Origin of the sequence: Jejuia pallidilutea (genome assembly GCF_002973595.1) — a bacterium.
Taxonomy (GTDB): Bacteria; Bacteroidota; Bacteroidia; order Flavobacteriales; family Flavobacteriaceae; genus Jejuia; species Jejuia pallidilutea.
In genome coordinates, this window is sequence record NZ_PVEO01000003.1 from 304,233 (window position 1) to 319,641 (window position 15,409).

Annotated in this window: 13 protein-coding genes; 9 read left to right on the forward strand and 4 right to left on the reverse strand. The window is 32.6% G+C overall.

The window, feature by feature from the left end; genetic code table 11:
- Positions 1 to 15 precede the first annotated feature (15 nt).
- From CLV33_RS07345 to CLV33_RS07360, 4 genes are all read left to right on the forward strand, one after another.
- The gene (locus CLV33_RS07345; protein ID WP_105473344.1) at positions 16 to 1,167 is read left to right on the forward strand and encodes a GNAT family N-acetyltransferase; all 1,152 of its coding nucleotides are present in this window, start codon (positions 16 to 18) and stop codon (positions 1,165 to 1,167) included.
- 103 nt (positions 1,168 to 1,270) lie between these two features.
- Positions 1,271 to 2,884, forward strand: a complete 1,614-nt coding sequence (locus CLV33_RS07350; protein ID WP_105473345.1) for a sensor histidine kinase — start codon at positions 1,271 to 1,273, stop codon at positions 2,882 to 2,884.
- Positions 2,871 to 3,503, forward strand: coding sequence for a response regulator (locus CLV33_RS07355; RefSeq protein ID WP_105473346.1), 633 nt, complete (start codon positions 2,871 to 2,873; stop codon positions 3,501 to 3,503). The genes CLV33_RS07350 and CLV33_RS07355 overlap by 14 nt, the downstream gene beginning before the upstream one ends.
- 167 nt (positions 3,504 to 3,670) lie before the next feature.
- Positions 3,671 to 3,976, forward strand: a complete 306-nt coding sequence (locus CLV33_RS07360; protein ID WP_042240179.1) for a hypothetical protein — start codon at positions 3,671 to 3,673, stop codon at positions 3,974 to 3,976.
- A 136-nt stretch (positions 3,977 to 4,112) separates the two neighbouring features.
- Here the strand turns inward: CLV33_RS07360 and CLV33_RS07365 are convergent, their stop codons facing one another.
- Both CLV33_RS07365 and CLV33_RS07370 read right to left on the reverse strand, forming a co-directional pair.
- Positions 4,113 to 4,499 carry a hypothetical protein gene (locus CLV33_RS07365; protein ID WP_105473347.1) on the reverse strand — a complete coding sequence of 129 codons (387 nt, stop codon included), beginning with the start codon at positions 4,497 to 4,499 and terminating at the stop codon, positions 4,113 to 4,115.
- Between the two features lie 130 nt (positions 4,500 to 4,629).
- The gene (locus tag CLV33_RS07370) at positions 4,630 to 5,553 is read right to left on the reverse strand and encodes an SPFH domain-containing protein (protein WP_105473348.1); all 924 of its coding nucleotides are present in this window, start codon (positions 5,551 to 5,553) and stop codon (positions 4,630 to 4,632) included.
- Positions 5,554 to 5,628: 75 nt separating this feature from the next.
- Between CLV33_RS07370 and CLV33_RS07375 the strand changes: the two genes are divergently transcribed.
- Positions 5,629 to 6,312 carry a hypothetical protein gene (locus tag CLV33_RS07375; protein ID WP_105473349.1) on the forward strand — a complete coding sequence of 228 codons (684 nt, stop codon included), beginning with the start codon at positions 5,629 to 5,631 and terminating at the stop codon, positions 6,310 to 6,312.
- A 94-nt stretch (positions 6,313 to 6,406) separates the two neighbouring features.
- Positions 6,407 to 7,219 (forward strand): hypothetical protein, encoded by an 813-nt coding sequence (locus tag CLV33_RS07380; protein WP_105473350.1) that lies wholly within the window; start codon positions 6,407 to 6,409, stop codon positions 7,217 to 7,219.
- Between the two features lie 160 nt (positions 7,220 to 7,379).
- Here the strand turns inward: CLV33_RS07380 and CLV33_RS07385 are convergent, their stop codons facing one another.
- A complete protein-coding gene (locus tag CLV33_RS07385; RefSeq protein WP_105473351.1) occupies positions 7,380 to 7,889 on the reverse strand; it encodes a lactoylglutathione lyase family protein in 510 nt (169 codons plus the stop codon).
- Between the two features lie 28 nt (positions 7,890 to 7,917).
- A complete protein-coding gene (gene gltX, locus CLV33_RS07390) occupies positions 7,918 to 9,429 on the reverse strand; it encodes a glutamate--tRNA ligase (RefSeq protein WP_105473352.1) in 1,512 nt (503 codons plus the stop codon).
- 124 nt (positions 9,430 to 9,553) lie between these two features.
- On the opposite strand from gltX, the gene CLV33_RS07395 reads away from it, so the two are divergent.
- The 3 genes from CLV33_RS07395 (at position 9,554) to mnmG (ending at position 15,367) form a co-directional block, all read left to right on the forward strand.
- Positions 9,554 to 13,009, forward strand: coding sequence for a DUF4175 family protein (locus CLV33_RS07395; RefSeq protein ID WP_105473353.1), 3,456 nt, complete (start codon positions 9,554 to 9,556; stop codon positions 13,007 to 13,009).
- Positions 13,002 to 13,418, forward strand: coding sequence for an rRNA maturation RNase YbeY (gene ybeY / locus CLV33_RS07400; protein ID WP_105473354.1), 417 nt, complete (start codon positions 13,002 to 13,004; stop codon positions 13,416 to 13,418). The genes CLV33_RS07395 and ybeY overlap by 8 nt, the downstream gene beginning before the upstream one ends.
- Positions 13,419 to 13,495: 77 nt before the next feature.
- Positions 13,496 to 15,367 (forward strand): tRNA uridine-5-carboxymethylaminomethyl(34) synthesis enzyme MnmG, encoded by a 1,872-nt coding sequence (gene mnmG, locus CLV33_RS07405; protein ID WP_105473355.1) that lies wholly within the window; start codon positions 13,496 to 13,498, stop codon positions 15,365 to 15,367.
- Positions 15,368 to 15,409: the final 42 nt, after the last annotated feature.

Below are 15,409 nucleotides of genomic sequence, written 5' to 3' on the forward strand. Positions count from 1 at the left end.
TTTTTTATTTTTATATTGATACACTACAGCGTTTACACAACTATAAATGATGTTCCAAAAGATTGGGATAGCTTGGTGGAACACGATATTCTGCTAACAACGCCATATTTAAAAGCACTGGAAAACGCATCCCCAACAAACATATCCGTATTTTACATTGCCGTTTTTAAAGCTGGAACATTAGTTGGTATAGCTGTTGTACAACGTGTGCAACTTTACCTTAAGGATATGTTTAGAGATACAAAAGTATCTTGTGTAAAAACCTTTGTAAAAGACGCTATCTTAAAAGTATTAAAAGGTAATATTCTGGTGGTGGGCAATCTTACTCACACTGGGCAACATGGTTTGTATTTTAATACAGAGCGTATTTCTAGTACTAATTTTTATGCAGAAGTTTTTAAAGGAATTACAGAACTTAAAACTAAAATTAAGCTAGAGACCAATAAAACCATAAGGTTAATTCTTCTTAAAGATTTTTTTAATGATGATGAATTGTTGAATGCTGCATTTTTTCAAAAAGAAAAATTGCATAAAGCAAGCGTTCAACCCAATATGATTATGAATATTAGAGAAGACTGGTGTAAAAACGAGGATTATGTATCCTGTATGAATAAAAAATATAGAACCAGATTTAGGCGCGCCAAAAAGAAACTGAACAGTATTGCCTGTAAGGAAATGAATTTAGAAGCCATTAAAGCTAATTCTAAGCTCTTGTATACGTATTACCTTAATGTGTCTAACAACGCTAAGTTTAACACCTTCATATTACCTGAAAATCATTTTTATCATTACAAATTACACTTAAAGGATAATTTCAGGATTTTTGGTTACTACTTAAAAAATGAGCTTATTGGATTTTTCACATTACTTCTTAACGGAAAACAATTAGAAACTTATTTCTTAGGTTACCATTTAGAACATCAATATCAAAATCAATTATACCTAAACATGCTTTACGATATGGCAAAGTTTGGTATAGAACATAACTTTAAAACTATAGTATATGCTAGGACCGCCATGGAAATAAAAAGCTCGGTAGGTGCAAAACCCGTACCTATGGTTATGTATTTAAAGCATACCAATGGTGTTTTAAACGCAGTTTTAAAGCAGGTGTTTAGGTTTATGTATCCATCTAAAGATTGGCAGGAGCGCCATCCCTTTAGCTAAAGTATTATCTCTTATATTTGTTATTAAGTAATATAACCCTTTAAAGTCTAGATATATTAGCTTAAAATCACTCATATTAGTTATTATAAACGGTCTTGTTTTAGTGGTAGTTATTATACTATCCGTAACGTTCTACAATCAGTTTTCAGAGGTTTTACAAGAAAGAATTATACAGCAATTAAACTCTATTAAAACCTTAAAACAAAACCAGATAGATAAACTTATACAATCTGAATGGCAAAATTTTAATAGTTCTAGCAACAGTAAAACTTTAGGAGATAGCATAAACTTTAAGCTGCCTAATAAAGTTTTAAAAGCAGGTATTTACGATTTTACGGCCTACAATACAACGCATGAACTTACCATTGGTATGGTAAATGTAAAAAACGACACTCAAAACATAAAGTTTATACCATACCATAAGATAAAAAATATTTTGTTGGAACGCACGGGTATGGGCGAAACAGGAGAATCTTATATCGTTGGAGAAGATTTTAGAATGAGATCACAATCACGTTTTTTTAAAGATTCCTTACCACACGACATTATAGTTAAAACAATAGGGGTTGCTAATGCTTTAGAGGGAAAATACGGAAAAGGGCTCTACAAAGACTATAGAAATGTAGATGTTTATGGGGTTTATGGCCTTATTGAAATTTCAGAATTAAAATTAGCTATTTTATCCGAAATAGATAAAGATGAAGTTGAAGCACCACTTACAAGCCTAAAAAGGAGACTTTTCGCATTAATATTTTTAATTATGGGTGTAGCCATATTTTTGTCGCTTTTTCTAACAAGAATTATAGCCAACCCTGTTTTAAACATGAAGAATAGTTTAAAAATAATGGCAGACGGTAATTATACCCATACCGATACGTTTGCAAAAAACTCTTACGAAATTATCGAAATGTTTAATGCGTTAGATAGTTTAAAAAAATCCTTAAAAGGGGCTGTAGACTTTTCTAAAGATATTGGTAACATGAACTTAAACACCAATTACAGTTTAAAAAGCAAAAATGATGCTTTAGGGAAAAGTTTAATAAAAATGAGGGATAAGCTAAAAGAATTTAGAAACAACGAAAACATCTCCCGAATTAACGCAAAGCGCTTACTGGTAGAAGGCTTAGAAAACGAGAGGCAAAGGCTTTCTAGAGAGCTGCATGATGGTTTGGGGCCTTTGCTTACCACTTTAAAATTTTTTATAGACAATAAGGTAGAAGACACAAGTTTACGGTTTGAGATGCGAAAAATGGTAGACGATACCATTTCTGAAATTAGAATAATGTCTAATGCATTAATGCCCTCTACTATTTACGATTTTGGTGTAGGCGCTGCACTTGCCAATTATATTGCCGATGTTAAAAAGGCGTGGGGCATTTCTATTAAGTTTGAAAATCTTTTAAAACAGCATAATAGTAAAATCACCAAAAACCAAGAAATCCATATTTTTAGGATAAGCCAAGAGTTAATTAATAATACCCTAAAATATGCCGAGGCAAACACTATAAGAATATCGTTATCAGAGTTTGATGATTTTATATCCCTTTTTTATTTTGATGACGGTAAAGGCTTTAACATGGACACTGCAAAAACAGGCTCTGGAATTATAAATATTAAGGAAAGAGTAGAAATATGTAATGGTAAAATAAAAATAAATTCAAAACCAGGAAGTACTACTTTTGATATAGAATTCTCCATAAAAAATGAAAACAATTAGAATAGTAATAGCCGATGACCACGAACTGTTTAGTAACGGCCTTAGGGAGTTATTAAAAAATTATGAAGATGTTGAAGTGGTAGCCACTGTTAGCGATGGCAAGGAGTTTATGGATTACATAAAATCCAATAAAAACATTGATGTGGTATTGTTAGACATTACTATGCCCAATATGGATGGTTTTGAGGTACTTAAACGTATTAAAGATACTGCTCCATTAATTAAGCCCGTTATAATATCTATGCACGACGAAGGGAACTATATAGCTAAATGTGCCAAAAATGGGGCATATGGTTATCTTCTAAAAAATACCGATCAAGAAGAGTTAATAAAGGTTCTTAGAATAGTAATGCAAGGTAAAAAGTACTTTAGCCCTACAATTTCCGAAAAAATGATAGACTACATGTCTGAAAGTACAACTAGCGAAGCTATACTTTCCAGTAAAGAATCGGAAGTATTAGAATTAATATCTAAAGGGTACACTACAAAAAAAATAGCTCAAATGTTATTTGTTAGCACACGAACAATAGAAACCCATCGCTCTAATATTATTAAAAAGCTTAAAGTAAAAAACACTGCTGAACTTATTAAAAAGGCAGTAAAGTTAAAGCTGATATAACCCTATTTTTAAAAATTATAACGCTTTTCTGCCGCATAATATTCCAAAACCTTAAAAAAACCGTCATATATCCGTATTTATACGGATAAAGAATCAGGAATTTCATCGATACCTAAAACTACTGTGTTGTGTTATTTTTATATAACAACAAATAAAAACAAGTAGTTATGAAAAAAGTTATATTCACATTAGCAATAGCATTTATATCTGTTGGAGTTTTTGCACAACAAAGAAGCGACCTAAAAGGGCCTGCTTATAAAAATTATAAACCTGGGTTACACAAGAGCGAACCTGTTGTAATTTATGCAGAAGTTAATAAAACCAAGTTAACAGGTCCAGAATACAAAAACCAAAAGCCTTGGAAAGATACATCAGATAAAGTTTATGTACCAATTGTTTATGGTTCAGAAAGATCTAAATTAAAAGGTCCTGCTTACAAAAACTATAAGCCTTGGAAAAAGAATAGAATTTAAGTAACAATAAATAAATTTTATTAGTACAAAAGCTGTTAGAAACCATATTTCTAACAGCTTTTTTTAGCACTGAACCCATCTTGATTTTTTATGTTTAACCGAAAACGAGTTGAAATTTCCTTAGATGAGATGCGTTTTATATTTCTTCAGTAGTCATTTCGTTACTTGGTATATCTAAACTTGTTTTAAAGTTTGGTAAAATCATTTCGGTAAGCGCTTTGTTTTTTAGTTTTTCAGCCTCTAAAAAACACCAAATATCTTTATTGTTATCATAAATACCAAATAAATAACTTTTTGATTTTATTCTAAGGTTTCCCATTTTAATTTGATTAAAACCTTTAACATAACAGCGGTACTGTTCGTTTTCAACAACCACATCAGATACATGTTTTACTTCCGCTTTTTCAAAAACTAACCCTTGTGAGGCCATAGTATTAAATGCTGTTTTAAGAAGTTCTAACGCTTTTTTTTCCTCCCAAAACTTGAATAATACTTGGGTAGGCGTGGTTAAAAACAGTTTCAAAATCTAACTTTAAAGTGGCTTCGCTTGTAATTTTAGCATCTCTTAACGCAGATGCTTTTAGCGCTTCTTTTTTTGTGCAAAAGAAATGCTGCTAATTTCTATTAGCAGCATTATTATAAGCGAGGTTATGCTATTCATCCTTTTTCTTCTTAGCGTTTTTCATGGCTTCACCAATTTGATTACTGGCTGCAAAACTTGCTACCATGTCATTTAGCATATTACTTCCTGCTTGAGGGGCGTTTGGTAATAAAATAAGGTTGCTATTGGTTTCTTCACCCAAAGATTGTAGGGTATCGTAGTGCTGCGTTACAACAATTAGGGCAGAGGCTTCTTGACTATTAATGCCTACGCGGTTTAGCACTTCTACAGATTCTTCTAAACCACGGGCAATTTCACGACGCTGGTCTGCAATACCTTGCCCTTGTAAACGTTTGCTTTCGGCTTCTGCCTTCGCCTTTTCAACAATTAAAATTCGTGCAGCATCACCTTCAAATTGTGCAGCTATTTTTTCACGTTCAGAAGCATTAATACGGTTCATGGCTTGTTTTACTTGGGCATCAGGATCTATATCGGTTACCAAGGTTTTAATAATATCAAAACCATAATCTAGCATTGCATCGTTTAATTCTGCTTTTACCGCTAAGGCAATATCATCTTTTTTCACAAATACATCATCTAATTTCATTTTTGGCACTTCGGCACGTACCACATCAAACACATAACTCGTAATTTGGTCGTGCGGATAATCTAACTTATAAAAAGCGTCGTATACCTTATCTTTTATTACCTTGTACTGTACCGAAACCTTTAGTCGAACAAATACATCATCCAACGTTTTGGTTTCGATAATGACATCTAGTTGCTGAATTTTTAAGCTTAACCTCCCTGCAACTCTGTCTATTAAAGGGATTTTAATTTGCAAACCCGATTGGCGAATACTTTGAAACCTACCAAAACGTTCTATAATGGCAGCAGTTTGTTGTTTTACAATAAAAAAGGAAGAGATTAAAATAATTACACCTAAAACGATAAATGGAATATAAAAGTAGCTCATTATGTGTGTTTTTAATAGTTATAAAAATAGGATTACTAATTTACGTTATATTTGAGCACCAAACCCAATAATATTATGAAAATTAGTAGACTCATTTTATTAGTAGCCATTGCTCTATGTTTTGTTACAAGTAACCATGCACAAAAAGGAAATTACCCAATAACTAACGGCTTTTCGGTTTTTGGGGGCATTACTAAGTTTAATATAGCAACCGATAACTTTGTAACCTCCCAGGGTGATGGTTTTTTAGGGGGAATGAGTGCCACTGTAGACATTCCATTACGTTGGTACAACATAAGTTTTGGCATGCAGCTTTCTGAAAATAATATTGATATTTTGGGGAGACCAACTTTAGTGAGTACTGAAAACGAATTTGTAAATTATAAACTTTTCGCGGCTCAAGTTGCCATGTTATTGCATATTAAAGCAATACCAAACCATTTTACTATTGATGTTGGCCCTATGTTGCAATACAATGGGAAACTAGAATTAAAAAATAAGGACCAAGAAGGCTATTACATAAACAATTACACAAACTTAATTGCCGAAGACATTACCAATATTTCCCAATTTAATTTTAATGGCGTGGTTGGCGCTTCTTTGGGGATTAGAAATTTTAAGCTAAAAGCACAATATATTTATGGGTTTACCAATATTTTGAATAAACTTGAAAACCAAAATTTAGATACCACAGGAGGCGATGCTCGTTTTAAAGGCAACCAGAATATGTTGGTGTTGGGGGCGATGGTTTCTTTTTGATAAACCTCCCTCTTTTTAATTTCACTAAAAACACTTAGGGCAAAATTTAACGCAACCAAATGCAAAAAATCGCATCTAATTTAAAACTACTATTATGAAAAAAATATTAATTTTTACTTTAATTGGTTTTGTTTTTTTAGGTTGTAATTCTGACAATGATGAAGTCTTAAATGATTCTGATTATGCCGAATTTATAATTGAGAACTCTATTAATTCAGAAATTAATTTTATGGTAGAAGAAGTATATACAACTAACGAAATTGAAGAGCCAGTTTTAAAACTAAAATTAATTACCTCTGAAATATTCCCTTGTATTAACTACGGATTGTCAACTACTGAATTTATAAATGGTAATGAACTAATTATAAGATTTGAGCAAATAATCGAATCCGAATTATGTTTTACAGCATTAGGACCTGCGATATCCTATATCGAATTGCCTGAAAACACAAATAGAATAACCTTTTTAAATGGAAGTGTAATTGATAAGTATTCTACAGACATCAATGAACAAAAAATATCTTTAACGCTTATCGAAAAAAACTTCACAACTTCATTATACGATAAAACTTTTAGGATTCCTGAAAATTCATTTGCTTATATATGTGGAACTAATACAACGAACACAAATATTTATACAGATTTTTCAGATATTATAGAACAAAATATTGATTTTATAGAATTTGAATTTGAAGGTGAAGGGAGAATACCTTACCCAGAAACAGCTGATGGACATTGGGTAAATCACCCTTCTAAATATTATAAGTACACAGATTCAGTTAAATTTAACAGTTTAGCTACCATAATGAATGAATATTCTTCAAAAAATATAAAAGAAAATTCTGGAGTTACGATTTCAATATATAGCTGGAATAATATTAAATTTCACAGCTGGATTGAAAATTAAAAACTATACTGCTAAACATCTAAAAAATAATTACTAGCTTCAGCCTACTAACGAAAGTTCTCGTGTAATTTCCACCTGTGAGTTATTTGATAAATTTACTACTATACAAGCAACTAATCTTATACAAATACGTTTTATAACCTTTTTTAAGTTAAATTAATTAATCTTGATAAGCTCCAGAAGAATACGTTAATTCGTAACTGTGAGTGTAAATTTCGAATACAATTCCAAAAGGATCTTCAACATAAACCATTTTAAAAGGTTTTTCGTTTGGATAATATTCCCTTATGGGCATTCTTTGTTTTCCGCCGTATGCAACAATTTTATTTGTTAAAGCTTCAATATTAGGGTCTTGAACACAAAAATGAAAAAGACCTGTGTTAAAAGGTGTAAATTCTGGTGCTTCTTTTACACCATGAGGGAATGAAAATAGTTCAATACCTATACCATCAGATGTAGACATGTGTGCAATCTCAAACGTATCCCAATGTTCCCCAAACACATCAATACACATTTGTCCTATAGCAGTTTCTCGTTCCTTTTTTACTGTTGATGGTGGCATAATAATATACCAGCCCATAACTTCCTTATAGAATTCTACCGCTTTTTTTATATCTGGAACTGTAATTCCTATATGCGAAAATGCTCTTGGGTATTTAGGTGTATTCATAATGTGTAGACTTTAAGTTAAAGACTAATTACAGCCCTTTTATTGCGTTTTCAATGCGTTTTACCGTTTCATTTTTCCCAATCATAAACATAATATCAAAAACATCGGGCCCTTGTAAAGCACCAACTAAGGCTAAACGCAGTGGCATCATAACCTTACCAAAACCAATGTCGTTCTTGGTTATCCAACCTTTAATATCTTTTTGTAGCGCAATAACCGTAAAATCGTCTATATGTAAAACTATGTTTTTTACAGTTTTTAATACATCGGCTGTACCATCCTTAAATGCTTTTTTAGCTGCTTTCTCGTCATAAGAGTTTGGCGCGGTGAAAAAGAAATGGCTTAATTCCCAAAAATCGGATATAAAGGTTGCGCGTTCTTTTATTAAGCCTATTACCAGTGAAATATAATTAACATCAATTTCTGAAAGTTCAGGTTGAGATAGTTTAAAAGCTTCTGCAAGAATATCATTATTTTGTTCTTGCATGTAATGATGATTAAACCACTTGGTTTTATCAGGATCAAAACGCGCTCCAGATTTGTTTACCTTTTCTAAATCGAAAGCTTCTATTAATTCATTTAAACTAAAAATTTCTTGCTCAGTTCCTGGATTCCAACCTAAAAACGCAAGGAAATTTACCATAGCTTCAGGAAAATAGCCGTCTTCTTTATAGCCTCTGGATACTTCACCTGTCTTTGGGTCCTTCCATTCTAATGGAAATACAGGAAACCCTAGTTTATCTCCATCACGTTTACTTAATTTGCCTTTACCTGTAGGTTTTAAAATTAATGGTAAATGTGCAAATTCTGGGGCTTCCCATCCAAAAGCTTGGTATAATTGGTAATGTAATGCTAAAGATGGTAACCATTCTTCACCACGAATTACATGTGTTATTTCCATTAAATGGTCGTCTACAATATTCGCTAAATGATACGTAGGCATGCCATCACTTTTAAATAATACTTTATCGTCCAAAATATTGGTGTCAATTTTAATATTCCCTCGAATGATATCTTTTAAATGCAGCGTTTCATCTTGTGGAGATTTAAAGCGAATAACATAGTCTTCACCAGCATCTAATTTGGCTTTTACCTCTTCTGCGGTAAGCGATAAGGAGTTGCTTAGTTTTAACCTGTTATGCCAATTGTATATAAATGTTTTGCCTTTAGCCTCGTGGTCCTTTCTATGAAAGTCGAGTGCTTCGGCTGTGTCAAAAGCATAATAGGCGTTTCCTGTTGCAATCAATTCATCAGCATACTTTTTATATAAATCTTTGCGTTCGCTTTGGCGGTAAGGGCCATATTTACCTGCATTTACAGGACTTTCGTCTGGTGGCATACCACACCAATTTAAGGCATTAACAATATACTGTTCTGCGCCTTCAACATAACGGTTTTGGTCGGTATCTTCTATACGTAAAATAAAAGTACCGTTGTGTTTTTTAGCAAATAAATAGTTGAACAAAGCAGTACGAACACCGCCAATATGTAATGGTCCCGTTGGGCTAGGTGCAAAACGCACACGAACGTTTTTGGTCATGAATTTATAATTTTGTGCAAAGATACAATTAACACATTATTATAAAGACTGCAAAAAATAAAATTGTAGTTTAGTATATTAAAACAGTTTTACATTTCTGCTTTTACGGAAATATACCCAAATCATGGAAAATTTTAACACCATACAACAAAATCTAGAGCAATTTATAAAGCGGTTCCATACCAACGAGTTGCTTAAAGGTGCTATATTATTTTTTGCCATAGGCTTATTGTATTTTCTGTTTACTCTATTAATTGAACATTTTTTATGGCTAAATACTACTGCCAGAACTATTCTATTTTGGCTTTTTATTACAGTAGAGTTGGCGTTGCTTATAAAGTTTATAGCTATACCCTTAGCTAAATTATTCAAATTAAAACAGGGCATAAATTATGAAAAGGCAGCAAGAATTATAGGACAACATTTTCCTGAAGTTGATGATAAGTTACTTAACGTAATTCAACTAAAACATAGTAATACGCAATCTGAATTACTATTGGCTAGCATAGAGCAGAAATCGGCAGAACTTAACCCAATTCCGTTTAAATTGGCTATAAATTTTAAGCAAAATCTCTCGTATCTAAAATATGCCATTATTCCAGTAATTATATTGTTATTAGTGTACATAACAGGTAATTTTAGTTGGTTTAGCGATAGCTACAAACGCGTTGTAGATTATAAAACGGCTTACGAACCCCCAGCACCATTTAATTTTTATGTGGTGAATAATGATTTAAAAGCCATAGAAGGTAAAGATTTTAAATTATTAGTAAAAACAGTTGGGGATATTATACCAGAAAACGCACAAATAACTTACAATAACGACACTTATTTTTTGCAGCAAACAGGAGTAGGGGAATTTGAATATATTTTTTCCCAACCCCAAGAAGCCATACAGTTTCGTTTATCTGCTAACAATGTAAACTCAAAACCCTATAATGTTGATATAGTTGAAGTGCCATCGTTGTTGAGTTTCAGTATGGCGTTAGATTATCCAACGCACACCAAAAAACAAGACGAAATTATAAAAAGTACTGGGAATGCTGTGGTGCCAGAAGGTACAAAGGTTACATGGCAACTTCAAACTAAATCTACCAACAGTGTTTTTCTTTATGCACAAGATACAACAAGTCTTAGTTTAGAAAAACAAGATGTTTTTGAAACCTCTAAAGTGCTTTACAGAAATTACAATTATACATTAAGTACAAGCAACACCAATTTAAAAAACTATGAAAATCTATCTTTTTCAATCGATATTGTTAAAGATGAATATCCAGAATTAAATGTACAAATGAAAGTAGATAGCTTAGATCTACAAACATTGTACTTCTATGGTCAAGTTAGCGACGATTATGGTTTAAGTAAACTTCAAATAGTATATTATCCAACTGATAATGAGAATGATAAAAAGGTAAAGCAAATACCAGTTGGTACTTCAAATGTTTCAGATTTTATTTATGCTTTTCCAGATAATTTAGAAATAGAAGCAGGAGTGCCTTATCAGATTTACTTTCAAGTATTTGATAATGATGCTGTTAGCAAGTACAAAAGTAAAAAAAGCGTCATATTTAATTACCGCAAACGCACAATAGAAGAAGAAAAAGAGAAAAAGCTCCAACAACAAAACCAAACCATTAAAGATTTAAACAAATCCCTTAAGAAATTTCAAGAACAAGAAAAGCGTTTAGATGAATTAACTAAAACAGGAAGGGAAAAGAAAACTTTAAATTTTAATGACAAAAAGAAATTAGCATCATTTTTCAAACGCCAAAAGCAACAGGATGAGATGATGAAAAATTTCAATAACAAATTGAAGAATAATCTAGAAGAGTTTCAAAAAGATGACAACAAAGAAGATCCTTTTAAAAAAGATTTACAAAATAGGTTAGAAGAAAACGAGCAGGAATTACAAAAAAATGAAAAGCTAATTGAAGAATTAGAAAAATTACAAGAAAAAATTAGCAATGAAGAGTTAATTAAAAAGCTAGATGAGGTTGCTAAACAAAATAAAAATAAACAGCGCAGTTTAGAGCAGTTGTTAGAGCTAACAAAACGTTTTTACGTAGAAAAGAAATTAGAACAATTAGCTGATGATTTAAAGCAATTAGCTAAGGCACAAGATAAGCTGTCTGATGCAACAGATGATAAAAACACAAAAGAAAAACAGGATGCCTTAAACGCAGCATTTAAAGAATTTCAAAAAGCGTTAGAGCAACTTAAAAAGGACAGTAATGCGTTAAAGAAACCTGTAGATATTCCTCAAGATAAACTTGATGAAAAAGAAGTTAATGATGAGCAGCAAAAAGCAACTGATGCTTTAGAAAAAAAAGAAGCTCAACAACAAGAAAATAGTAAAAGCGATACGCCAAATACAAAACAACAAAATCTAAAAAATGCTCAAAAAAGCCAAAAGAAAGCTGCTGAAAAAATGAAGCAAATAAGCAATAACATGCAACAGTCTATGCAGTCCATGAGCGGTGAACAAATGCAAGAAGACATTGAGATGCTCAGACAAATTTTAGATAATCTAGTGTTGTTCTCTTTTGACGAAGAAGCGTTGATGAACCAATTTAAAACTATAGACGCTAACGATAATAAATTTGCAAACTACCTAAAAAAGCAAAATGCCTTAAAAGAACATTTTGAGCATATTGACGATAGCTTGTTTGCATTATCATTAAGGCAACCAAAACTCTCTGAAGATGTAAATAAGCAAATATCTGAAGTGTATTTTAATATAGATAAAGCCCTAGAACGTTTGGCCGAAAACCAAGTGTACCAAGGTGTGTCTAATCAGCAGTTTGCTATTACAGCAACTAATAACTTAGCCGATATGCTAAGCGATATTCTAGATAATATGCAAGAGAGTATGAGTATGTCTATGGGTCAGGGCGGTCAAGGCGACATGCAGTTGCCAGATATTATTATGACACAGGAACAACTTAACCAAATGATGCAACAAGGCTTGAAACAAGGTGAAAAGGGAAAACCTAAGGAAGGTGAAGGAAATGAAAAGGGCAAAAGTGAAAAGGAGGGAGAAGATGGTGAAAACGGTGAAAAAGGCAATAAAGGCGAACAAGGTAAGCATAATGGCCAACGTGCTAATAAGGGCAATAAAGGAGAAAATGGTCAAAAATTAGAAGGGGAAGGCCAAGGCGATGGGTTTTATAACGAAGCTTTACTTTATGAAATATATCAAAAGCAGCAACAACTTCGTGAGGCTTTGGATAACCGTTTGAAAAAAGAGGGTAAAGGCGGCATTGGTAGTAGCTTATCTAAGCAAATGGAAGAGATAGAATTGGAGTTGTTAAACAAAGGTTTTACCAACCAAACACTTCAAAAAATGATGAATTTAAAACATCAATTATTAAAGATGGAAAACGCAACATTTCAACAAGGTGAAGATAATAAAAGAGCATCTGAAACTAATAAAAAACAATTCGATAATAACGCCAACAATCAAACCATAAGGGCCAAACAATATTTTCAAACCACAGAAATATTAAACCGACAAGCATTACCTTTGCAGCAAATTTATAAAAAGAAAGTACAGCAGTATTTTAAAAATAGCAATGATTAATTTTAATTACGAAACCGACTTTAAATTAAATAGCGAAGAGAAAATTTCTAAGTGGATTGTTGATACAATTTCATCTGAAAATTATAAATTACAAGAGATAAACTATATATTTTGCAACGATGAATATTTACATAAGCTAAATGTTCAATTCTTAAATCACGACACGCTAACTGATATTATTAGCTTTGATGAGTCAGTCGGAAAAATTATACAAGGCGATATTTTTATTTCTGTTGAAAGAGTAGCCGAAAACGCTAAAGATTTTGGAGTTACTTTTGAAAATGAATTACACCGCGTAATGATACACGGTATTTTGCACTATTGTAGTTACAAAGATAAAACAGATAAAGATGCTATTTTAATGCGAGAAAAAGAAAACCACTACTTATCTGTATTAAACACATATTAAAGATTTCAACGTATATTTGCACACTCAATTTTATGATATGTTCCACGTGGAACATGTTTTTTTGAAAAGGAAAAATTATGTTTAACGAAGTATATGACGTGATAGTTGTAGGAGCGGGTCACGCAGGAAGTGAAGCCGCAGCTGCTGCTGCAAACATGGGAAGCAAAACCTTATTGGTTACCATGAACTTACAAAATATAGCTCAAATGTCTTGCAATCCTGCCATGGGCGGTATTGCTAAAGGGCAAATTGTTCGTGAGATCGATGCTCTTGGTGGCTACAGCGGTATTGTATCCGATACATCTGCAATACAGTTTAAGATGCTTAATAAATCTAAAGGGCCAGCAATGTGGAGTCCCAGGGTGCAAAGCGATAGGATGCGTTTTGCAGAAGACTGGAGATTACTTTTAGAGCAAACACCAAATCTAGATTTCTATCAAGAAATGGTCTCTGGTTTATTAATAAAAAACCAAAAAGTGATTGGTGTTAAAACTTCTCTGGGGATTGAAATAAAAGCAAAGTCTGTTGTTTTAACAAATGGCACTTTTTTAAATGGTCTAATCCATATTGGCGATAAAAATTTTGGAGGCGGTAGAGCGGGTGAAAAAGCCGCTACAGGAATTACTGAACAGTTAATTAGTTTGGGTTTCGATTCTGGAAGAATGAAAACGGGAACACCACCACGAGTTGATGGAAGGTCTTTAGACTATTCTAAAATGATTGAGCAACCCGGTGATGATAACCCAGAAAAATTTTCCTATTTGGACATTACAAAACCATTAAAAAATCAACGCTCGTGTTATATGACGTACACGAGTCCAGAAGTACATGATTTATTACGGGAAGGTTTTGACAGATCGCCCATGTTTAATGGTAGAATAAAAAGCTTAGGTCCTAGATATTGTCCTTCTATTGAAGATAAAATAAACAGATTTGCAGATAAAGATAGGCATCAATTGTTTATAGAACCAGAAGGTTGGCATACCGTTGAAGTTTACGTTAACGGTTTTTCTACATCATTACCAGAAGATGTTCAGTTTAAAGCATTGCGTTCTGTATCAGGATTCGAAAACGTGAAATTCTTCAGACCAGGTTATGCTATAGAATACGATTACTTTCCGCCAACGCAACTAAAGCATACTTTAGAAACTAAACTTGTTGAAGGGTTGTATTTTGCTGGACAAATAAATGGGACTACAGGATATGAAGAAGCAGCTTCACAAGGTTTAATGGCAGGTATAAATGCAAGTTTAAAGGTGCAAGAAAAAGAACCTTTTACGCTTAAAAGAGATGAAGCGTATATTGGAGTTTTAGTTGACGATTTAATAACAAAAGGTACAGAAGAGCCATACAGGATGTTTACTTCTAGGGCTGAATATAGAACGTTATTACGACAAGATAATGCAGATTTAAGATTAACTCCAAAAGGCTATGCGTTGGGAATTGCCTCTGAAAAGCGATTACGACGAATGGAGGAAAAGCATAATGCAGCAGAAAAGTTTGTTAGTTTTTTTGAAAACCAAAGTGTAAAGCCAGAAGACATAAACCCTATTCTAGAAGAAAAAAACTCTGCACCAGTAAAACAATCTGGTAAGCTTTTTAAAGTGTTTGCAAGACCTAATATCGATATGAGTGATATTAGAAAAATAGAAAGTGTAGAGGCTTACATTCAAGATAACAATCTAGATAACGAGGTGATTGAACAAACCGAAATACAGGTTAAATATTCAGGATATATTGCCAAAGAAAAAAATAATGCCGACAAATTAAGCAGGCTTGAGTATGTAAAAATTCCTGAAAACTTTGATTACTCTCAAATTAAATCTATGAGCTTTGAAGCACGAGAAAAATTAAAAAAAATACAGCCAACAACCGTATCGCAAGCTTCAAGAATTAGTGGTGTATCTCCTAACGATATTTCAGTTTTGTTGGTTTATATGGGTAGATAATTGTATGGTGTATATTTATAAATTCACTATGTTCCACGTGGA